Source organism: Persicitalea jodogahamensis (genome assembly GCF_014651615.1).
In the GTDB taxonomy this organism is placed as follows: Bacteria; Bacteroidota; Bacteroidia; order Cytophagales; family Spirosomataceae; genus Persicitalea; species Persicitalea jodogahamensis.
In genome coordinates, this window is the sequence record NZ_BMXF01000002.1 from 445,917 (window position 1) to 467,138 (window position 21,222).

At 50.1% G+C, this 21,222-nt stretch carries 24 protein-coding genes; 11 read left to right on the plus strand and 13 right to left on the minus strand.

Annotation, left to right across the window (positions count from 1 at the left end; translation table 11 throughout):
- Positions 1–74 precede the first annotated feature (74 nt).
- Both IE117_RS12015 and IE117_RS12020 read left to right on the plus strand, forming a co-directional pair.
- A complete protein-coding gene (locus IE117_RS12015; protein ID WP_189564658.1) occupies positions 75–1,106 on the plus strand; it encodes a PorP/SprF family type IX secretion system membrane protein in 1,032 nt (343 codons plus the stop codon).
- Between the two features lie 35 nt (positions 1,107–1,141).
- Positions 1,142–1,930 carry an NIPSNAP family protein gene (locus IE117_RS12020; protein WP_189564659.1) on the plus strand — a complete coding sequence of 263 codons (789 nt, stop codon included), beginning with the start codon at positions 1,142–1,144 and terminating at the stop codon, positions 1,928–1,930.
- A gap of 93 nt (positions 1,931–2,023) precedes the next feature.
- Here IE117_RS12020 and IE117_RS12025 read toward each other — a convergent pair whose 3' ends face one another.
- Positions 2,024–3,208, minus strand: a complete 1,185-nt coding sequence (locus tag IE117_RS12025; RefSeq protein WP_189564660.1) for a hypothetical protein — start codon at positions 3,206–3,208, stop codon at positions 2,024–2,026.
- Between the two features lie 230 nt (positions 3,209–3,438).
- Here IE117_RS12025 and cysS point away from each other — a divergent pair, with 230 nt between their 5' ends.
- From cysS to IE117_RS12050, 5 genes are read left to right on the plus strand one after another with little or no spacing between them, the layout of a single operon-like run.
- Positions 3,439–4,923: a cysteine--tRNA ligase gene (gene cysS / locus IE117_RS12030; protein ID WP_189564661.1), complete on the plus strand. Its 1,485-nt coding sequence runs from the start codon at positions 3,439–3,441 to the stop codon at positions 4,921–4,923.
- Between the two features lie 46 nt (positions 4,924–4,969).
- Positions 4,970–5,992, plus strand: coding sequence for a M28 family peptidase (locus IE117_RS12035; protein WP_189564662.1), 1,023 nt, complete (start codon positions 4,970–4,972; stop codon positions 5,990–5,992).
- A 10-nt stretch (positions 5,993–6,002) separates the two neighbouring features.
- Positions 6,003–6,410, plus strand: a complete 408-nt coding sequence (locus tag IE117_RS12040; RefSeq protein ID WP_229580779.1) for a hypothetical protein — start codon at positions 6,003–6,005, stop codon at positions 6,408–6,410.
- 55 nt (positions 6,411–6,465) lie between these two features.
- On the plus strand, positions 6,466–6,768 hold the full coding sequence (locus tag IE117_RS12045; RefSeq protein WP_189564663.1) for a hypothetical protein: 303 nt from the start codon (positions 6,466–6,468) through the stop codon (positions 6,766–6,768).
- Entirely contained in the window at positions 6,769–7,197 is a 429-nt protein-coding gene (locus tag IE117_RS12050; RefSeq protein ID WP_189564664.1) for a PIN domain-containing protein, read from the plus strand.
- 6 nt (positions 7,198–7,203) lie between these two features.
- Here IE117_RS12050 and nadD read toward each other — a convergent pair whose 3' ends face one another.
- From nadD to IE117_RS12085, 7 genes are all read right to left on the minus strand, one after another.
- The gene (nadD, locus tag IE117_RS12055; RefSeq protein ID WP_189564665.1) at positions 7,204–7,776 is read right to left on the minus strand and encodes a nicotinate (nicotinamide) nucleotide adenylyltransferase; all 573 of its coding nucleotides are present in this window, start codon (positions 7,774–7,776) and stop codon (positions 7,204–7,206) included.
- A complete protein-coding gene (gene gmk / locus IE117_RS12060) occupies positions 7,773–8,339 on the minus strand; it encodes a guanylate kinase (RefSeq protein ID WP_189564666.1) in 567 nt (188 codons plus the stop codon). Before gmk ends, nadD begins: the two co-directional genes overlap by 4 nt.
- Positions 8,340–8,345: 6 nt before the next feature.
- The gene (locus IE117_RS12065) at positions 8,346–8,627 is read right to left on the minus strand and encodes a phosphohydrolase (RefSeq protein ID WP_189564667.1); all 282 of its coding nucleotides are present in this window, start codon (positions 8,625–8,627) and stop codon (positions 8,346–8,348) included.
- Between the two features lie 83 nt (positions 8,628–8,710).
- The gene (locus IE117_RS12070) at positions 8,711–9,295 is read right to left on the minus strand and encodes a sigma-70 family RNA polymerase sigma factor (protein WP_189564668.1); all 585 of its coding nucleotides are present in this window, start codon (positions 9,293–9,295) and stop codon (positions 8,711–8,713) included.
- Between the two features lie 254 nt (positions 9,296–9,549).
- Positions 9,550–10,008, minus strand: a complete 459-nt coding sequence (locus IE117_RS12075) for a hypothetical protein (RefSeq protein ID WP_308439290.1) — start codon at positions 10,006–10,008, stop codon at positions 9,550–9,552.
- Positions 10,009–10,052: 44 nt separating this feature from the next.
- Positions 10,053–10,895 carry a rod shape-determining protein MreC gene (mreC, locus tag IE117_RS12080; RefSeq protein WP_189564670.1) on the minus strand — a complete coding sequence of 281 codons (843 nt, stop codon included), beginning with the start codon at positions 10,893–10,895 and terminating at the stop codon, positions 10,053–10,055.
- 36 nt (positions 10,896–10,931) lie between these two features.
- Entirely contained in the window at positions 10,932–11,957 is a 1,026-nt protein-coding gene (locus IE117_RS12085; RefSeq protein WP_189565354.1) for a rod shape-determining protein, read from the minus strand.
- A gap of 172 nt (positions 11,958–12,129) precedes the next feature.
- On the opposite strand from IE117_RS12085, the gene IE117_RS12090 reads away from it, so the two are divergent.
- The 3 genes from IE117_RS12090 to IE117_RS12100 are packed head-to-tail and all read left to right on the plus strand — an operon-like array spanning position 12,130 to position 15,305.
- Entirely contained in the window at positions 12,130–13,632 is a 1,503-nt protein-coding gene (locus IE117_RS12090; RefSeq protein ID WP_189564671.1) for a GH3 auxin-responsive promoter family protein, read from the plus strand.
- Between the two features lie 51 nt (positions 13,633–13,683).
- Positions 13,684–14,847 (plus strand): 1-deoxy-D-xylulose-5-phosphate reductoisomerase, encoded by a 1,164-nt coding sequence (locus tag IE117_RS12095; RefSeq protein WP_189564672.1) that lies wholly within the window; start codon positions 13,684–13,686, stop codon positions 14,845–14,847.
- The gene (locus tag IE117_RS12100) at positions 14,844–15,305 is read left to right on the plus strand and encodes a hypothetical protein (RefSeq protein ID WP_229580781.1); all 462 of its coding nucleotides are present in this window, start codon (positions 14,844–14,846) and stop codon (positions 15,303–15,305) included. The genes IE117_RS12095 and IE117_RS12100 overlap by 4 nt, the downstream gene beginning before the upstream one ends.
- Positions 15,306–15,420: 115 nt before the next feature.
- On the opposite strand, the gene IE117_RS12105 is transcribed toward IE117_RS12100, so the two are convergent.
- Positions 15,421–16,185, minus strand: a complete 765-nt coding sequence (locus IE117_RS12105; protein ID WP_189564673.1) for a glycosyltransferase family 2 protein — start codon at positions 16,183–16,185, stop codon at positions 15,421–15,423.
- Between the two features lie 163 nt (positions 16,186–16,348).
- Here IE117_RS12105 and IE117_RS12110 point away from each other — a divergent pair, with 163 nt between their 5' ends.
- Complete coding sequence (locus tag IE117_RS12110) at positions 16,349–17,284, plus strand: class I SAM-dependent methyltransferase (RefSeq protein ID WP_189564674.1); 936 nt, start codon at positions 16,349–16,351, stop codon at positions 17,282–17,284.
- A 19-nt stretch (positions 17,285–17,303) separates the two neighbouring features.
- Here IE117_RS12110 and IE117_RS12115 read toward each other — a convergent pair whose 3' ends face one another.
- From IE117_RS12115 to mazG, 4 genes are read right to left on the minus strand one after another with little or no spacing between them, the layout of a single operon-like run.
- Positions 17,304–18,575 carry an McrC family protein gene (locus IE117_RS12115; RefSeq protein ID WP_189564675.1) on the minus strand — a complete coding sequence of 424 codons (1,272 nt, stop codon included), beginning with the start codon at positions 18,573–18,575 and terminating at the stop codon, positions 17,304–17,306.
- A gap of 53 nt (positions 18,576–18,628) precedes the next feature.
- Entirely contained in the window at positions 18,629–19,702 is a 1,074-nt protein-coding gene (locus IE117_RS12120; RefSeq protein ID WP_189564676.1) for an acyltransferase family protein, read from the minus strand.
- A complete protein-coding gene (locus IE117_RS12125) occupies positions 19,690–20,352 on the minus strand; it encodes a thiamine diphosphokinase (protein ID WP_189564677.1) in 663 nt (220 codons plus the stop codon). The genes IE117_RS12120 and IE117_RS12125 overlap by 13 nt, the downstream gene beginning before the upstream one ends.
- On the minus strand, positions 20,349–21,161 hold the full coding sequence (gene mazG / locus IE117_RS12130; RefSeq protein ID WP_262893102.1) for a nucleoside triphosphate pyrophosphohydrolase: 813 nt from the start codon (positions 21,159–21,161) through the stop codon (positions 20,349–20,351). The genes IE117_RS12125 and mazG overlap by 4 nt, the downstream gene beginning before the upstream one ends.
- Positions 21,162–21,222 lie beyond the last annotated feature (61 nt).

Sequence of the window (21,222 nt, forward strand, 5' to 3'; positions counted from 1 at the left end):
TATTTGTTGAAATAAGAATTAAATTCCCTTACTTCACCAACTTTTGGACGAATGATTGTGGCAGACGAACTACTATGATGAAGAAACTACTCCTCTTATCCTTTTTGCTCCTCAGTGGCCTGCGGGGCTGGTGTCAGGATCCGCAGTTTTCGCAGTTCTATGCCAATCCATTGTACTTGAATCCCGCCCTGGCGGGAGGGGCACTCGCCCCGCGCTTGACGGTCAACTACCGCAACCAGTGGCCTGCACTGTCGGCCAACTTTGTTACCAGTTCGTTTGGTGTCGACAATTATTTCTCGCGCTTCAATAGTGGCGTCGGGCTCTACGTGCTGATGGACAGCCAGGGACTGGGTAATCTGAAATCCACTGAGGTTGGAGCGCAGTATTCGTATCAACTCCAACTCAACGACGTCACTTCCCTGCGCTTTGGTTTGCAGGGTGCTTACGCTACCCGCACGCTCGACTATTTCGGCCTGACCTTTGGCGATCAGTACAGTAACACGGGCTATAACGGCAATCCTACCCAGGAACCACTGGTGCAGAATGGCATTCCGCAGGTATCTTATGCAGATTTCTCTACGGGTACCATGCTCTATTCCGATTGGTACTGGGCCGGCATTTCCGTGCATCACCTCAACCGCCCCAACCAGTCGTTCGGCGGGTTGGAGTCGGCTCCGCTGCCCATGAAAGTAAGCTTTCAGGGCGGGTTGCGGATCCCGTTCGCGGGCTACACGTACCTGGGCAACGAAATCGACCGTGAAAAAACCATTTCGCCCGCCATCCTGTACAAAAAGCAAGGGAAGTTCGACCAACTGGATGCCGGGCTTTACGTAACCTATTCCCCTTTGGTGCTTGGTGCCTGGTATCGGGGTATTCCAGTTAAAAAGTACGCCGAAAATATCAACAATCACGAGTCACTGATATTTTTGGCAGGCTATCGGCAGGACAAGTTCTCGCTCGGCTATAGCTACGACGCCACTATTTCTACGCTTGGCCTTGGTAGTGGAGGGGCGCACGAAATCTCACTTTCCTACATCTTTGAACCCCTTGAAGGCAAGAAACGCACCAAGCGGAGAAGCAAAGAGTTGTCGTGTCCGAAGTTCTGACTTGAGTTTAAAGTTTATTCAACCCAGTTTTTAGCATGAATACAAAGTACCTCCAACGTAGTTTTGTTTTGCGTTTACTGTTTTCCATTCTCCTTTCCTCCTCCCTTCTTTCCTCCCTAAGTGCAGCTCCCAAGCCAGAATATTACGAACTGAAAATTTATCACGTGCATGGGCCGCAAATGGCCTTGATGGATAATTATTTGCAAAATGCATACCTACCTGCTGCGCACCGGGCGGGGATCAAAAACGTGGGTGTGTTTAAGGCGCTGGACAACGATTCACTGCTGTATGTACTGACGCCTTTTCAGTCACTGGATCAGTTGACCGGGCTTTCGCAGAAACTCAGTAAGGATAAGGCGTACCTTTCAGCGGGGAAAGAGTATATCGACTCACCTTTGAAGGAGCCCGCCTACCAGCGTTTCGAGACGGTTATTCTGGAAGCATTCGATACAATGCCCGTTCACGCCAAGCCTGGGTTGACCGTACCGGTGGGCGAGCGGGTCTATGAACTGCGCGACTACGAAAGTTCTTCCGAGAAGCGTTACCTGAACAAAGTGAGAATGTTCGACGATGGTGGCGAAGTCGAAATCTTCAAAAGATTGGGCTTCAACCCCGTGTTTTTTGCCAAGGTCATTGCAGGAAGCCACATGCCCAATCTTATGTACCTGATTACTTTCTCCGACAAAGCCTCCCGCGATGCGCATTGGAAAGCGTTTGGAGCTGATGCCGAATGGAGCAAACTCAAATCAATGCCTGAGTACCAGGAAAACACCTCGAAGACCGGAGGGAAGTTTGTGCGCCCGACGGCTTATTCGGATATTTAAAAAAAATCATTGTGCTATTAGGGGTTTTGGTAGTTCGGCTTAAAAAAAGTAGCCTAACTCAATAATAACCGGCTACCCCGATCCTCTTTGCCGCTAAATAATCGGATGCCGCTTGAACTCCCTGTCTCGGTCAAACAGATAACGATACGTGATGTGTTTTTTGGCAATTGTGCCACCCAGCATCTTGGCGAAGTTGATCATTTTGGGGTTAAAGTCGCCGATCCAGTTTAGTTCTAAATCGGTATACTGGTATCCGGGCCGCCAGCAGACTTTGGAGTAGGCCAGCGCAATGGCGGACTCGACGCCTTTTTTCTGGAATTCAGGGATGACACCGAAAATGACGCCAAAGGCCTTGTGGTTGGTCTTCATCAGCTTGTGGTAGAGAAATTTTAATTTTCCTAACCAGTCAAGCTTGCCATTTACGTGCTTGAATATCTGGTTCAACTCAGGCAGCATAATGAAGAAGGACATGGGTTGGTCTTCGTAGTAGCCGAACCACATCAACTCTTCTTCCAGTATGGGCTTCATGCGCTTCATGAGTCCCCGCGACTGCTCCACGCTCATGTCGCTTGTGCCCTGATGCGCGGCCCAGGCTTTGTTGTAAATGATCCGAAAATCTTCCGCAAATTTTTCCAGTTCACTTTTCTTCACGTGCCGGAAGTCGTAGCCGGGCGTAGCATAAATCTTCTCCGCTCGATGAAACACCGCCGGATGCAACATAGGTCGTACTTCTTCCTCCCGCATGGGCAGGTAATAAGTATACTGCTCGATGTAGTTCTGGAAACCGTAATCCTCGAATAAATTCCGATAGTAAGGCATATGGTAATCCATGCCGTAGGTGGGCTCCTTTTCGTAGCCCTCCACCAACAATCCCCAGTGGCTGTCGCGCTCGCCGAAATTGATGGGCCCCTCCATCGCCTCCATGCCGCGTTGGGCCAGCCAGTCGCGGCAGGCGTCGAAGAGCAGTTTGGCTAGACGGGCGTCGTTGGCGCATTCAAAGAAGCCCATTCCTCCCGTAGGCTGTTCGTTACCTTCATGGACCGTTTTCTGATTGATGAAAGCCGCTACGCGCCCCACAGTCTGTTCACTGTGATCCACCACCAGCCAGCGGATACACTCACCATGCTGAAATAATTTATTTTTCTCAGGGTCGAAGATATCCTCAATATCTGTGTCCAGCGGACGAATCCAATAAGGGTTTTTTCGATAAATCCGCACCGGAAGTTGCAGGAATTCGTTCTGCCGGAACGGGTCATTGCCGACTTCTAGGAGTTTCATTCAGGCCAATTTTGACAGGAACGCCTGCCCGGTGAGTTATGATAGGATGATAGGATAAAGACACCCGCGAAGATAGGGCAAATGCTTGTACTACCAGAGTTGAATAAATACCTAATGCAAATTTCGGCGGCTAATTCCTTATTTTTGCGCTACTCTAAAAAAGTAGTTGATTACTGACAACCGGTACACGGTACTATCGACTCTCCACTTTCAACCTTCCATTAAAAAAAGTGTCGCTCAAAATATACAATACCCTCACCCGCCAGAAAGACCTGTTTACTCCCCTTGCGCCGCCCTATGTGGGCATGTACGTATGCGGACCGACGGTATATAACAATGCTCACCTTGGCAATGTGCGCACGTTCATGACTTTCGATTTGCTGTTTCGGTATCTGACGCATCTGGGTTACAAGGTACGTTATGTCCGTAATATCACTGACGTGGGCCACTTGGTGGGTGACGGTGACGAAGGCGAGGACAAAATCGGACGCATGGCAAAGCTGGAGCAACTGGAACCGATGGAGATCGTGCAACGCTATACCAACGATTTCCACCGGGTCATGGAGGACTTTAATATTCTGCCGCCCAGCATTGAGCCCACCGCTACCGGCCATCTCATTGAGCAGATTGAGGCAGTGCAGGATTTGATTAAAAAAGGCCTGGCCTACGAATCGAACGGCTCGGTTTATTTCGATATAAATGCCTACAACGCGGCGGGCAACGACTACGGAAAGCTATCGGGGCGCATCCTGGAAGATCTGCTGAACGAAACCCGCGAGCTGGACGGCCAGTCCGAAAAGCGTAATCCGTTGGATTTTGCAATTTGGAAAAATGCCTCGCCCGAACACCTCATGCAGTGGAACTCGCCCTGGGGACGCGGCTTTCCCGGCTGGCACCTCGAATGTACCTGCATGAGTGCCAAGTACCTGGGCAATCAATTTGACATCCATGGCGGCGGCATGGACCTGAAATTTCCGCACCATGAATGCGAAATCGCGCAGGGCAAGGGCCTCACCGGCACCGATCCCGTCCGCTACTGGATGCACACGAATATGCTGACGGTCAACGGCCAGAAAATGTCGAAATCACTCGGTAATTCGTTTTTGCCGGCTCAATTGTTCAGCGGGGATCATGAACTTTTAGAGCAAGCGTACAGCCCCATGACGGTGCGGTTTTTCATGTTGCAAAGCCAGTATAGAAGTACCCTGGACTTCTCGAATGACGCCCTGAAAGCCGCCCAGAAAGGTTTTAAAAGACTGGCTAATGGCCTGCGCGTTTTGAAATCTTTGGAATACGTAGCCGAAGAAGGGGTAGTTTCGGATGAGAAAAAACGCGAAGACATCGAGAAGTCTCTTCAAGGTTTTTACGATGGCATGAATGATGACCTGAATACTTCTGTAGCCATCGCGCATCTTTTCAATTTGTTGAAGTACGTCAACATGCTGTACATGAATCAGTTGAAAGCAGCAGCTTTGGGCGAGGATTTATTTGCTAAACTGAAAGAAAACTTCATTATTTTCTTTGAGGATGTCCTCGGCTTACAGGAAGAACCCGCTGAAGGTACCGCCGTATTGACGGGGATGCTGAACCTGTACCGCGAATACAAAGCCGCGCAACAGTACGACAAGGTAGATGAAGTGCGTTCTTACTTCAAAAATCAGGGCCTGGTGATTCGGGACATGAAGCACCGGATCGACTGGGCTTACGAGGAGTAAATTGTTTCATTGTGATCTAACGATTGTATAAAAAAATATTCTGTCAATGAAAGTAAGGTATCGTTTTCCGATTCGCTCCTTTATCCTCTTTTTTAGCATTGTTGCAATTGGGTATTCCTGCAACACCAAGGACTCCTCCGAGCAAACCACCACGCAAACCGTCCAAATGGTACCTGCCCCAACCTTCAACGCCGACTCGGCTTACGCCTTCGTGGAACGACAGGTGGCCTTCGGGCCTCGGGTGCCCAACACAAAGGCGCACGTAGCAACGGGGGATTATCTGGTAAAAACTCTGGAGCAATACGGCTTTGCAGTGACGGAGCAGAAATTCACAGCCACGACCTACGACGGCCAGAAACTCGCCGCCCGTAATATTATCGGGAGTTACCAGCCACAGGCCTCCAAGCGCATCATGCTGGCATCGCACTGGGATTCAAGACCATATTCTGATCAGGACTCTACCCGAAAAACGCTGCCCGTCATGGGAGCCAACGATGGCGGTAGCGGCGTGGGTATTCTGCTTGAAATAGCACGAGTGTTGCACGTAACTCAAAACAAACCCGACTTGGGCGTGGACATCGTTTTCTTTGATGTGGAAGACTGGGGTACTTCCGGCCAGATTCAGGGCGACCCGTATTCTGGCTTTGCGCTGGGGTCACAACACTGGGCCGCCAACAAACATATTCCCGGCTATTCGGCATACTTCGGTATCTTACTGGACATGGTAGGGGCCAAAGGGGCCACTTTCCTGAAGGAGGGATTCTCTACCCAACGTGCCAATGAAGTAGTGCGAACCGTTTGGAATACGGCCAGTCAACTCGGATATAGTAATTATTTTATCGACCAGCAGGGGCCATCTATCACCGACGACCATCTTCCGGTCAACGATGTTGCCAAAATCCCCATGATCGATATAATTCATACACGAATGAACGATCCAAACCGTACTTTCTTTGACGACTGGCATACGACGGGTGACGATATGAAAAATATTGACCCAAATACCCTGAAAGCCGTGGGGCAAACCCTGCTTCAGGTACTTTATAATGAAGGGCAACCTGCTATTTGAGTGATGAGTTATGAATGATAAGTTGAGAGTTTTCAAACGCAGACTTCTGTGCTTCGCGCTGCTGGGATTGATGGCGGGTTGCTCATCGGCGCCAGAAAGACTGGGGCAGTTGGATTTGGTAAAGTGGCGGCAGGATCGGAGTGCGTGTAATGGTATCCGTCCGACACTGGTGAAGGGTTTCAAAATCGAACAGGCAAACCTGATGGGGAAGTTTGCCGACGAGGTCGGAGAGATGCTGGGCAAGCCGGACATTCACCAGCTAGGGTCTCGGAATCAGAAATTTTACGTGTACTTTTTGGAGAAAGGGTCACAGTGCGAAGATATCACTAAAAGTTCTACGGCGTTAAAAGTGATCCTCAGGTTCAATGCCGTTGGCCTGCTCTCAGAGATCACCTATCAGAATGATTTGCCGGATTAATTTGTTGGTTAGTTTGCTGCGCGATTTTCAGAAATATCACCTTGATAATTGAATCATGACTTACAAAGTAAGCATCATCCATCCCAAAGCCGCCGCTCTTCTACACGATTTGGCTGAACTTGGGTTGATTTCTATTCAGGAAGAGAAAAAAGGTTTTCTGGAACCAGGGAAGCATACCTCAGGAACGGCCCTGGGAGCCAAGGACGAAGCTGAAAAGTCAGAAATCGCGCGTGATAAGGAATTTAATTTTGATGACCTTCCTCCGATAACCAAATCATTGGCAGGCTCCCTTAAAGCACCTGATGACTTTGATTACAAAAAATTCAAATCAGATCGGTTGGCTAGTAAGTATCTTTAAATGGAGAAGGTACTTATTGATACGGATGTAGTGATCGACTATCTAACTGAGAGGGTGCCTTTTGACAAATTTGCTATAAGAATATTTGCACTTTGTGAGACCAAAGTCATAGAAGGCCATTTGACCCCGGTAATTGTTGCGAACGCACATTATATACTAAGACGGAAGAACAGCCGCGACGTAGTAGTCGAAAAGTTGAAACAATTGCTTTCTATAGTAGAAATCTTAGAAATGAGCCGGATGACTGTCTTGGACGCGCTCAACTCGGATTTTACTGATTTTGAGGATTCACTGCAATATTTTGCTGCCGTCCAAAGTAAGAAGATCGGTATCATCCTGACTAGGAATGTGAAAGACTACAGAAAGAGCAAGATCCGGGTAATGACTCCCGAGGCGTATCTTGAGGCAAGAAACGACAGCCTCAATTAAAAGTCTCTATACAAAAAACTTCTTCCGCCCGATCATTTCTTCAACTACCTCAGGCACCAGATAGCGAATGGAACGCCCGTTTCGTAAACTTTCCCGAATGAAAGTCGCCGAAATATCCAGCAAAGGTGCAGCCACGAAGGTGACACGCGGATGGTTGCCAAAATTATGAGGCGCCGCATTAGGCCGTGGATACACGTACAGTCCTACGTATTCAAGAATTTTCTCGTAGTTCTTCCAATTAGGGAATTGAGCTAGGTTATCCTCTCCCATAATGAGTCGAAACTCATGCTGAGGGTACTTTTCCAGCAGCCGGATGAGCGTGTCGATGGTATAGCTGGGCCGGGTGAGGTGAAACTCAAAATCGGTGGCTTTCAGTCGGGCGTTATCGGCGATGGCTCGTTCAACCATATCAAAACGGTCGAATTCGTGCAGCAGGCTTTTATTTTTCTTGAAGGGGTTCTGCGGGCTCACAACGAACCAGACTTGTTCAAGATCCGTGGCGGTGGCCATTGTGTTGGCAATGATGAGATGGCCAACGTGTATGGGATTGAAGGAACCGAAAAATAACCCGATTTTCATTGTGTGAATGCTTCTACCAATCGCTCCGCTTTGCGAAGGGTTGCTTCCAGGTCATCGTTGACAAGTACTTCGTCGAATTCTTTCTCAAAACTCGATTCGTAACGTACTTTGGCCATTCTTACGGCCATGGTCGCCTCGGTTTCAGTACCCCGAAAGTTAAGTCGGCGTTTGATTTCTTCTTCGGAAGAGACTTTAACAAATACGGCCATAGCGCGATCGCCGTAGGCTTCTTTGAGTTTCAAGCCGCCCTTTACATCCACATCGAACAGCACGTGTTTGCCTTCGTCCCACAGGCGCTCAATTTCTGCTTTGAGCGTACCGTAATAATTCCCTGCATACACCTCCTCCCATTCGGCAAATCCTTTTGCCGCAATTTTCTCGCGAAATTCGGTGATCGACAGAAAATAGTAGTCACGACCATCTACTTCGTAGTCGCGCCGTGGGCGAGTACAGGCAGAAACGGAAAAGGCAAGTCGTTGGGGAAATGTATCGAGAAGGTGCCGGACTATAGTGGTTTTACCTGAGCCGGAGGGTGCGGAAAAAATGAGGAGCTTTCCTTCCACCTTCTTTTAGTTATTGAGTTGAGCTTTGATGGCGGCCACCAGTTTTTCGGGGCAGGGGCGGCGCTCTACTTTGTTATGGAGAGATTCTTTGATGCATTTTTCGAGGTGGTACGTCTTGATGCAAGGCATGCATTTGTCCATATTCAGACGGAAATGCTCCTTGTCTTCGGCGTTAGCCTCACCATCCAGGATCATTTGGATCATTTTCATGCACTCGGCATGATTCTCGCACTCTTGCTTGATGGGCTGCGCCTGCTTGACCTCAGTCATTTTAGATGATACATTCATCGCGGAATCGGGTAATCGTAAAACCAGTAGTAGTGATACAGTTGCTCCTATAACCGAAAGCCCCGCAAAAAAAGTTTCAGTGTTTAAGCATCATACCCCATTGAATCCGCGTAGTCGCGCAATTTTTCTTTCAAAAGATTGCGGGCGCGGTGCAGTCGCGAGCGTACTGTGCCGATAGGTATGTCCAGAATTTTGGCCATTTCTTCGTATGTAAAGCCCTCGATGTCGCAAAGGATGATAACCGTACGAAAATCTACGGGCAGCGCATTGAGTGCATTGGCCACCTCGTCGCCAATCATGTCCTGCACCGAATCCGTGCGCAGATCCACCGTATGCGAAGCATCAGCGTCCTCCGAATTGTAGGTAGTCTCTACCTCTTGATAGTCAACCTTGGCAGGCTGCTTGCTTTTCTTCCGGTAGTCGTTTATGAAGCTGTTTTTCAGGATGCGAAACAGCCAGGCTTTTGCGTTGGTACCTTGCTCAAAGGAGGTGATAAACCGAAAAGCTTTCAAATAAGTATCCTGCACCAGGTCGTTGGCATCGTCTTCGTCGGTGGTAAGCCGGTAGGCGAAGTTGTACATCGAGTCTATGTGCGGCATGAATTCACGATTGAAGATATCGTGCTTCTGCGTGTCCGTGTAAACTTTCTTTTTAGGTGCTTCTGACATGATAGCTGGCATAGGGATGCACAATTTACGAATTTTAGAAATAGAGCCAAACGCAGCCCGTTAATGCTTGACGAACGGTCTCTGGAATCAATCAGTAGCAGTTTATCATGATGTAGCTGGGAAGGTGGTTAAAGCTACCAACCCGGAAAGCGGGAAATGGTTTATTGATAAATGGCAGACTGGAAATATTAAGATATATCAAAATTCGCGCCAGCTGCAAAAAATACGGCCAAAATGTCAGCGGATGAAGCAGGCTATCGCTTTGAAAAGAGCTGAATAATCACAATGAACAGGGTGGTGAAGGCGACGCTTGCTACAATCCGCAGCAATGTATAACCAAGCATGCCGAAATGGCTCATCTCGATAAAAAACAGCGTGGCGTGGTGAATCACTACCAGCGGCAGCAAATAGGTCAGAAACGTGCCAATTCCCAATTCGCTCAGAGTAATTTCCACACGGTCGGTTGCACCCTTGGTTTCCAGCTGAATATCGACCCAGAAAGGTTTCAGGTAGGCCACCAGCAATGTGGCGGCGGCGTGCAGGCCAAGAGTATTGTAGAAAACATCCACCACTAAGCCCGTCAGAAACCCCAAAATGAGCAAAAATGTGCGGTTTACTTCAGCCGGCAGTAGCAGGATGGCGCCAATGTAAACAAAGCAAAAGGCGTAGTTGAATAGCACGATATTGCGCGTAATGAGGATTTGCAAAAGCACATAAAATGCAAACCACAAAGAATATCGTATGATTTCACCCAGGCTCATCGGCGTTCTTCTTCTAATGGTTGCTGCAACTTATCCTGTTCGAGCTTGAGGCGGTTCAGGACTACGTATACGTAAGACAGGTTACTGAAATCGGTTGCCACATTAAGATCGATGTCGTAAAAGGTTTGGTCCGGTCTGTTCCTGACGCTCCTGACCGTACCCACCATAATGCCCGGCGGAAAGACGGAGTTGAAGTTGGAGGTAACTGCCGAGTCGCCCTTGATAACCTTCTTATAGCGCGATACATCCATCATTGAAACCACCGTCGGGTCTTTGCTCTGCCATCGTACTGGACCGATCTCGTCGCTGCGCACCAAGCGCGAAGACACCATGAACTGTGAATGCAAAATAGATGTCACGACCGAGAAATGCTCAGAACAGGAGCGTACTTTCCCCACCACGCCAGTAGCCGAAATAACACCCATACCTGGCTCGATGCCATCGCGGGTTCCTTTGTCGATCGTGATGTAGTTGTTGGCCCGGCTGGTTTCGACCATGATGGCTTTCCCTACGACGAACTCAAAACGGTTGGCAAACAGAGAGTCAGGATTATAATCACTGGGAGCGTCCATCGGACTTCGCTCCTGAAGCCGTGCCACCAGGGCATTGAGCTTTACGTTCTCCTGGGCCAGATTTTCGTTGATGTCGCGCAGACGGGTATATTCCCGGATGGAGCTGGATACCGTCAAAAGTCTGGCCACGTAGTAGTTCGAGGTGTTGAAGTACGTAGCCCCCCAATAGGAATTGCTCTGGACGAGCAGCCAAAAACTGAACACTTCCAGAAGGACAAAGAAAATAAAGTTGCGGTTCCGGGAGAAGAACTCGACGAGTTGCAGCATGAGCCGGGAAAAAGCTTGGCAGCCGAAAAATTATATCTAGGTAATTAGTACCGGCTTGTAGAGTTCGAGATTTTTCAGCACATCGCCCGTACCGATGACCACGGCCCGCAATGGCTCGTCTGCCACGTGAATGGGTAGTTTGGTCTTAGCCGCCAGGCGCCGGTCCAAACCGTGTAACAGAGCCCCTCCGCCAGTCAGGTGGATGCCGTTCCGGTAAATATCTGCTGATAATTCGGGCGGCGAGATTTCAAGGGCTTTCATTACGGCTTCTTCAATCTTGGAAATAGACTTGTCGAGCGCGTAAGCAATCTCACTATACGTTACTTTAATCTCCTTGGGAATGCCGGTCATCAGGTCGCGGCCCCGGATCTGGTAATCCTCGGGTGGTGCGTCCAGTTCAGGAAGGGCTGAGCCGATGGCGATTTTTATCATCTCGGCCGAACGCTCCCCGATAAGCAGATTATGCTCGCGGCGCATGTAGTCCACGATGTCGCGGGTGAATACGTCTCCGGCGATGCGAACCGACTGTTCACAAACAATACCAGAAAGGGCGATCACGGCGATTTCGGTAGTACCCCCGCCGATGTCCACGATCATTACACCGTTGGGCTGGGTGATATCGATGCCAATGCCAATGGCTGCGGCAATCGGCTCATGTACCATATATACTTCCTTGGCCCCGGCATGTTCGGCAGAATCTTTCACCGCGCGCTTTTCCACTTCGGTAATGCCCGACGGAATGCAAATCACCATGCGGTGAGAAGGAGTGAAAAAGCTGCGGCCAGAGTCAATCATTTTGATCATGCCCCGGATCATCATCTCTGCCGCCGTAAAGTCAGCGATCACGCCGTCTTTGAGCGGCCTTATTGTCTTGATGTTCTCGTTTGTCTTTTCATGCATCTGCATGGCCGTATGACCAATCGCCAGCACTTTTCCCGTCGCCTTATCGATCGCAATGATCGAAGGCTCATCCACTACCACTTCATCTTTGCTGATTATTAGAGTATTGGCCGTACCCAAATCTATCGCAATATCACTCGTCAAAAAGTCAAACAATCCCATGTTTTGTCCGTAAAAGATCAGCTTTTGGTTAGAAGTCCGCAAAATTAGTGATTATTACCCACAAACAAAGGTCTTTGTATAAATAACCCAAGTGCCTAATTTTCAGGTGGGAGGTACTTGGCAAATGCCCCTCATATCTACTTTTTTGCAAAAACGATTACCTTTACGACCTATGGGAATCAGATCATGGCTAAGCCGCCCGCTGGCGCACCACATCGTAAAAAAACAACGCCGCTGGATGGCAAATGGCCCGGCCGTACAGGCCGCTTGGCGGGAAAAGTTGGTAACAAAGGCCACCGGTACGCGCTTCGGCAAGGACCATGCCTTTCAGAAAGTAAAAACGTACGATGAGTTCAAAGACGCCGTTCCCATTCGGGACTATGAAGATTTAAAGCCTTACGTGGAGCATATCCTGCATGGCGAACAAAACGTACTTTGGCCAGGCCAACCCGCGTACTTTGCCAAAACCTCCGGTACTACTTCGGGGGTCAAGTACATTCCCATTACCTCCGATTCGCTGCCCAACCACATCAATTCTGCCCGTGACGCACTGCTCAACTACGTCCACGAGACGGGTAGAGCGGAGTTTCTGGACAAGAAACTAATTTTTCTTTCCGGAAGTCCCGAGCTGGAAAAGAAAGCGGGTATCAACATAGGACGGCTGTCGGGTATCGCGAATCACCACGTTCCAGGCTACCTGCGTACCAACCAGCTTCCGAGTTATGAAACCAACTGTATTGAAGATTGGGAGACGAAGCTGGAGCGAATCATCGACGAAACCATCGATCAGCGCATGTCGCTCATTTCGGGTATTCCGCCTTGGGTTCAGATGTACTTTGATCGCATCCGCGCCCGCACGGGCAAAGAAATCAAGGATGTATTTCCTGATTTTTCGCTGTTCGTTTACGGCGGTGTGAACTTTGAACCCTACCGGGCCAAACTATACGAATCCATCGGCAAGCGCATCGATTCGGTCGAGACCTATCCGGCGTCCGAAGGCTTTATCGCCTATCAGGACACTCAAACAGAGGAAGGTTTGCTGCTCCTGCTTGACTCGGGCATTTTCTTTGAGTTCATTCCCGTCGAAAATTTTTTTGATGAAAAACCCAAGCGGCTTTCTATCGCCGAGGTGGAGGTAGGTAAAAACTACGCGGTCATCATCAACAGTAATGCCGGACTATGGGGGTATTCCTTAGGAGATACGGTGAAGTTCGTGTCTACCAATCCTTACCGGATTCTGGTCACGGGACGCATCAAGCATTTCATTTCGGCTTTTGGTGAGCACGTCATCGGCGAGGAAATAGAAAAAGCGCTGCAATACGCCATGCAGCGACACCCCGAGGTAGAGGTGACCGAATGTACCGTAGCCCCGATGGTCGCGCCCCCTGAGGGCGGGCTGCCCTACCACGAGTGGCTTATCGAATTCGGGATGCCGCCCAACAACATGGCTGGCTTTGCCAGAGATCTGGACAAACGCCTGACAGAGCTGAATGTGTACTACGACGACCTGATTTCAGGTTCTATATTGAAACCTTTGGTAATTACCCCCCTGCCGAAAAACGCTTTCATTAATTACATGCGTTCGCAAGGGAAGCTGGGTGGACAAAACAAAGTACCCAGGCTCTCGAATGATCGCAAGGTTGCGGAAGGGCTTATGTCAGCTTCGAATGAGTGAACGGTGGGTACAGATGGTATCCTTTCAATCACTCTTTCAAAATCAAAATGAATGAGTAAAAAACAAATTGCCTTACTGGGCTCTACGGGTTCCATCGGCACCCAGACGTTGGACGTGATTGCCGCGCATTCCGACGTTTTTTCTGTGACGGTACTCACAGCGCAAAACAACGCCGATCTTTTGATTGAGCAGGCTGCGCAGTTTCGCCCGCAGGTTGTGGTGATCGGGAATGAGACTCTGCGCCCGAAGGTAGCTTCGGCTCTCGCGCCCCTGGGTATCGAGGTATACGCAGGGAAAGAAGCGCTGGCGTCGGTTGCGGAGTCGGACCATGTCGATATAGTATTGACCGCACTGGTTGGTTATTCTGGTCTGTTACCCACCATGCGGGCTATAAAGGCAGGAAAAGACATTGCTTTGGCCAACAAAGAAACGCTCGTCGTAGCAGGCGAATTGATCGCCGATCTTGCCAGGGAAAATAAGGTGGCAATCCTGCCCGTGGACTCGGAACATTCGGCTATCTTCCAATGTCTGGTGGGAGAAGAGCAAAACCCGATCGAGAAAATCATTCTGACCGCTTCGGGTGGTCCGTTCCGGGGCAAAGACCGCACCTTTTTAGCCAATGTCACAAAGGCGCAGGCCCTGAAACACCCCAACTGGACAATGGGGGCCAAGATTACAATCGACTCCGCCACCCTGATGAACAAAGGGCTGGAGGTAATCGAGGCCAAATGGCTTTTTGATCTTACGCCCGGGCAGATTGATGTGGTAGTTCATCCGCAAAGCATCATCCACTCCATGGTGCAGTTTGAGGATGGCAGCATCAAAGCTCAAATGGGGTTGCCCGATATGCGACTGCCGATTCAGTACGCCTTGGGTTATCCGCACCGCTTGCGGGCCGATTTTCCGCGCTTTGATTTTACGCAGTACCCATCGCTGACTTTCGAGAAACCCGATACCGGTACCTTCCGTAATTTATCACTTGCTTTCGAGGCGTTGACGAAAGGGGGCAACCTGCCGTGTGTTATCAATGCCGCAAACGAAGTGGCGGTAGCCGCTTTCCTGAACGACGAAATCGGGTTTCTGGAAATATCGGATGTTATCGAAGGCTGCGCGATGAAAGTTGCTTTCGTAAAAAAACCGGATTATCAGGACTACGTGGCGAGCGATACCGAAGCCCGCCGAGTGGCGGCAGAGCTAGTCCACGCGAGCGTATGAGCCAGATACTATTGCTTAAGTATCTGTCAGTCATTATCTCGTCGGCGCTAAAATTTGTTGCCGGACCACTCACCGCCCTTGCGCTGGGACTAACCTGGTATGAAGCAGCCTTGTGTTCGGCAGCAGGTATGATGGTCAGCGTGTTAACATTTACTTACGTTGGTAAGGGAGTACAAGTGCTCATAAAGCGCTGGCGAAAAACACCAGCAAAACGTTTCAGCAAGTCCAGCCGCCTGGCCGTTCGCATTTGGAAGCGATTTGGAATCATCGGCATCGCCATTCTTACCCCTCTGCTTTTCACGCCCATCGGCGGGACAATTATCGCGGTAGCTTTTCGTGTTCCAAGGCGGGAAATTTTTCTGTGGATGCTGATCAGCGGCCTGTCGGTGGGATCTGCGTTGAGCTTTGCGATATACAAGCTTTATTTCCTGAAAGACTGGCTGGCTGGTTTCTTTTGAGATTAAACCGGGACGCTCCGTGGCGCATAAAACGACCAGGCGACAAAGTTGGTTTGTCTGAACAAGTAAAGTCGGAAAAGTATCGATTTTGCCCTCATTTAACCCTTAACCAGATTTATCGGCTGACGGGCTTTTCAGATCGTTTGGATTTTTTCATAAAATCACCTTGCGAAAAGTATTTTTCGATCAGGCAATACATTAATATAAAAAAATAGCGACTCCCCATTTCCTTGATTTTCAGCTTCGATACGCCATACTTTCGATTCGTCCAGCTATTGGGTACGATGGCGTAGCTATACCCCCGCACAATGGCTTTCAAAGGTAACTCAATGGTGAGGTTAAAGTGGGGTGAAAGAAAAGGCCGGATGCCCTCGATGGTCTCGCGGCGATATAGTTTGAAGGCATTCGTCGTGTCGTTATAGCTGATGCCCATCACTACGCGCACGATGAAGTTGGCAATGCGGTTGATGAATTTCTTGACCTTCGGGTAATCCACTACCTTACCGCCTTTGGACCACCGTGAGCCGAACACGCAGTCGTAGTTACCTTCCAGCATTTTGAAATAGTACTTTATCAGGTCTTCCGGGTCGTCCGACATGTCGGCCATAAATATCGCCACGCAGTCGCCCGTAAAGCGATCCAGGCCATACCGTACCGCGTAGCCAAAGCCATTGGGACCCAGATTGGTAAAGTAAACCAGTTCAGGAATTTCTTCCGAGAGCTCGTCAAGTACCCGCAGTGTTCCGTCTTTGGAATTGTCATTGGTTACGCAGATTTCGTGTGGCACGTGGTACTTTTTCAGAGTGGCGTGCAACGCCCGTAAGGTGTGCGTGATAGATTCCTCTTCGTTATAGGCCGGAATGACGACGCTTAATTTCATGCAGTAAATAACTGGATTTGAATCGGCAAATTTGGGCATTCCAGCGGGAATTTCCTAGATGGATCATTTTTCCGGTTGACTACTTTACCGCTACCTTTGGCCGGAGCAGACCGTAGCACGCCCTTGTTGACAAAATAAATTCCCTGACACTTTATCCAGAGTAATGAAAAGATCACCTTCCTCAGGCAAGAAAGGCCACTCCGAAGACTTTTTTGGCGATTACCGCGATTTCTGGTGGAACGAGAGTTTTTTGAAATTACTGGCTAAAAGACTCCAACTGGATCAACTCCATAGCATGCTGGACGTGGGATGCGGACAATGCCACTGGAGTAAATTGCTGGTAGAGTACCTTGGCACGACGGAGCACGAACCTAGGCGGGTCGCTGGCGTAGACAATGACCGCAAGTGGGCAAAGGGCAGCCCGCAATTACGCCACTACTTCACGGAAAAGGGGGTAAAATTTGAATTGAAAAAAGCCGAGGCAGACGAGCTTCCCTACGATGATGCTACCTTCGACCTCGTGACCTGCCAGACACTGCTGATCCATGTCCCCGATCCGGTAGCGGTAATTGCCGAAATGCAGCGTGTGCTGCGTCCCGGTGGGATTATCCTCTGTGTGGAGCCCAACAATCTGGTACAGAGCCTTACCCGTAGTTCTATTTCCAGCAACGATCCCATCGATCAGGTGCTGGATCATGTCAAGTACGCGCTACTTTTTGAGCGGGGTAAGAAAAAACTTGGCCAGGGCGACAACTCCCTGGGCGACCTGGTGCCAGGGATGTTGGCCCAGGCAGGTTTCGAGAATATCGATGTGCGCCTTTCCGATAAGGCCATAGCCATGTACCCACCCTACGACACCCCGGAGCAACGCGCCACTATGCGGCAGTGGCGGCACGGTGACCGCTGGACATCCGTCGAGTACACCGATTATGATTATTTCAAAGCCCTGGGGCCGGAGTCACTGGAATTTTACGAGAATTACGTTCGCAGGTACGCTCACCTGGGCGAGCGCACCGAACGTTATATCGACGCCAACAAGTACCATTCGGCGGGCGGGGCGATGATGTACGTAGTGTCGGGAACGAAAACCGATGGCTAATGAATGATAGGGCAAGCAATCAAATCATCCAGCTCTTCCATAGTTGATCGACCATCGTTGCTGCACTTACCGACAAATCAGCGGGAAGCAGATGTAGCGGCAGATGGGGCTCGTAGGAAAGTGGGGCGGGGACGGCGGCAAAATCGTTAGTTTTTGGATAAACCAAAGCCAGACTGACTCTGCCCGAACCCGCAGCATACCGCTGACCGTAGGCATAAAGTTGATAGAGATCACTTTGGGCAAGACTGGCAATTTTAGAGCCGTTTTCTTGTACCAATTTCCATTTCGTATCCAGTATCCATATATCGTTGCCCCGGCGCACCACCACATCGGGGCGGAGTCGATGTGCAGGCTCGCCCCGGGCATTATACAGCAGATAATGTGGTGATTCCTGGATACTCACTTCATATTCAGCGGGAAGGTACTTTCTCAAACTTCGGGCGATGTAGTTTTCAAACAAAAACTGAGTCGGGAAGAGCAGTCCCGGCAGTATGTTGTGGCCTCCCCCGACTGCCGGGGCCCGCCCGCCGAGCAGCCATTCGGCCCAGGGCCAAAGCCAGGCGTAGTCGCGGAAAGTCCGGTTTTGGTGTCGGGCCAGCCGTAGGTCTTGCTGCCAATCGAAAGAAGTCGGAACTTCTTCCAAAAAAAACAAATACTGCCGTACCAAACGAGCGTGACTTCCGAAGCGGAGGGTTTGTAAACAAGATTTCAGTACCCGATTGGGTGCGTGGTCGCGGGTTCTCTCGGCGAAGGTGACGGGAAGCCGCTCGGGATGCGTCGCCAGGGCCAAAGGGTTGTCTTGAAGCCTTAATTTCCCTCTCACGAAGGGCTGCTCTGTTTCCAGGTTCTGGTAGTCAGTCTGAAGTCCGCGGTGCAGTACTTTGGCGGCTCGTTGCAGAAAAAGTGCCGCCAAAGCATCGGGCAGCGGGAAGCGGGCCAGTTGACCAAGCCGGGCTTCGGGCATGGGTAGTAGTTTCAATTCGGGCACGCTCAGCAGCATTCGCAGCAGGGCAAGCCGGGCCGCGGCAATTGACTCCGGCGAAAAATCGGAAGCAATTTTGGGTAAAACTTCGATACCCACCGAGCCGGCAGCTTGCAGCAGACCGACATACGGCCCCATCCGTAAACTTGCACGACCTCGTTGTACGGAATAGCGCAACACGGGTTCGGCGTCGTCGCGCAGGGCAAAGGCTTTCAAAGCCAGAAATACGGCTTCGGGCAGTACCAGGTCCGCCGGGCTGGCACTTGGCCCGTAGGTGAGGGTCGAGTTTTCGGTGGCGAGGTGGAGCAATGGCAGAAAAATTATTTATAGGAAAGGCTATATGAGAATTTGCCCGTAGTCAATTAAGACGAGCGAGGCTGATACCGGGTAAGCTTACCTTTAAAAAACGCAGCGACTGGATTTTCCAGGTACTTGTACACGAGCCAGGAAACCAACGCAATAAATAAGAAATAGCCTGTCCACCCTAGCCACTTATACAAAAAACTGAAAAGCCCGAGATGCAACAGGTAAAAGGCATACGATGATTTCCCCAGCTCCTGCATGACGGTGGAGGCTAGCAATTTCTTCAGCGGCGAATCTTCGATGATCAACCCGGTCATAAGTGTGGCAAAAGAAATAGGCATCACGAAGTGACTCCAGAACAAGGAATTATTCCAGGAATCACGGTCGGCCAGGTACGCTGAAGTCATCATGAATAGTACTGTTCCGTATAAAATCAATCCGGTGTAAGTCAGCGCGGGGAATGTAAAAGTTGGAACTCGTTCTTTCCTGAAGCAAAGGAACAATCCAAAGCCCGAGAAGAAATCCCAGCAATGTCCCCAGAAAGTGTAGTGAACCAAAAAGGGAATGTTTTCTAAAAAGCGTCCCGTATCTGCGCCCCATAAATACAAAAAGTACCCCATAGCAGCGATGAGGCAAAGGGTGATAAAAAACCAATGGAAACGGCGGTGAAGAAGCAGGATGGCGGGTAGTAAGAGATAAAAGATCTCTTCCACCGTAAGCGACCAGGTTTGCGCTACACCCGAAAATTTGTGCTGATCGGAGAAACCTTTGAGAAGAGTAATATTGAGTATATACTCTTTGAAGGGCTGTTCGTATTCTAGGCGTCCCAAAAAGTATAAAGCCAGAAAAGTACCTGTCACTACTAAAAACAGGAGAGGAAATATACGGACGATCCTTCGCCTGAAATAGTCAGAAAGTCCTTGCCAAGACGAGAGTCGGGTATCGTAGTAGCGGTAACTCAACAAAAAACCGCTCAACACAAAAAACAACGAAACCCCCGTGTAGCCTTGCTGAGCCAGCCCGAAAAGAAAACTGCCCTTTAAAAAAGGATTGAAATGATGAATAAACACAAGCCAGGCCGCCACAGCGCGAAGTCCGGTCAGAGCGGGGATGTATTCTCTCAGTCCCAGCACTCCATAATCAGTAAATCCCCGTTCTTTGCCATGATGCGCACAAAACCATCGACATCGGCTTCATTGCTGTTGCCCGAGCGGTAGCCCAGCGAAAGTACCTCGTCGTTCAGGTTGTACTTCAAACCACTCGTAACGATCCCGCTCACCTCGCCGACAGGGATAAGCGAAAGGGGAGTGCCGGCGGTGTACCACTTCTCAAAAGTACCCACGAGCGGGAAAATCTTGGAGTGGTCGTCGTACATCACCAGTTGGATGGCGGATTTATAGCGAACCAGGTTGGTGATGTTGGTGATGGCGTGGTCGGCGCGGCGGCCCGTGGCCCACACAATATTGGCCGCCGGAAAGCCGCGTTTGATCAGAAAGTCGATGGCTTTTTCGAGGTCGGTTTTGTTCTGGTCGGGCGTGGGGACGATTTCCAGTGGATGCTGCCGCGCGCGGATTGCGTCGAAGTTGTGCTCCTGGTCGAAGTCACCGAGCCAGGCATCTACTTTAATTTCGCGGTCAAGTACCCGGTAAATAGCGTGGTCAAGTACCACCACAAACGGACTCCATTCCAGCAGTTGGCCCAGCATTTCGTCGCTGCACGCCTCGCCGTTGGCAATGATGAGGGCGGGTTCCTGTTTCTCACGGACGATGTGGTGCGAACTCACGGCTGCAATTCGGTTTTGGCGCGGTTCCAGTACTCGTCCATTTCGGGCAGCGACATTTCGGCCAGCGACTTGCCATCGGCCTTGGCGTGCTCTTCCATGAACTGGAAGCGTTTGATGAACTTCTTATTCGTGCGTTCCAGGGCAGTTTCGGGATTAAGGTCCACAAAGCGGGCGTAGTTGACGAGTGAGAACAACAGATCGCCGAATTCGGCCTCGGCCTCCTTCGTATCCAGCACGGCATCGGTATCGGCGTTGAAATGCGCCTTGAATTCCTGCATCTCTTCCTGCACTTTTTCCCAAACCTGACTTTTCTCGTCCCAGTCGAAGCCGGCTCCCCGCGCTTTTTCCTGAATCCGCATGGCTTTCACCAGCGCGGGAAGTGATTGCGGCACCCCCGACAGCACCGAGCGGTTACCCTCTTTGAGTTTGAGTTGTTCCCAGTTCTGCTTCACTTTCTCTTCGGTGTCGGCCACAACGGTGTTGCCTTCGGCGTCGCCGTAAATGTGCGGATGGCGTGAAATCAGTTTCTCACAAATCCCGTTCAGCACATCGGCAACATCAAAGGCTCCGGTTTCTGAACCGATCTTGGCATAAAAAACCATGTGCAGCATCAAATCACCGAGTTCTTTTTTGATTTCGGGCAGATCGTTTTCCAGGATCGCGTCCGACAGCTCGTATGTTTCCTCGATGGTCAGGTGGCGCAGGCTCTCCAGCGTCTGCTTGCGATCCCACGGGCACTTTTCCCGCAGATCATCCATAATGGTAAGGAGGCGATCGAAGGCGGCAAGTTGGGTTTGGCGGTTGTTCAATGGAAAGTTGATTTTTCGGTGAAGGTACTTTGTGAAACTCTGTGCAAACTTAGTGAAACTG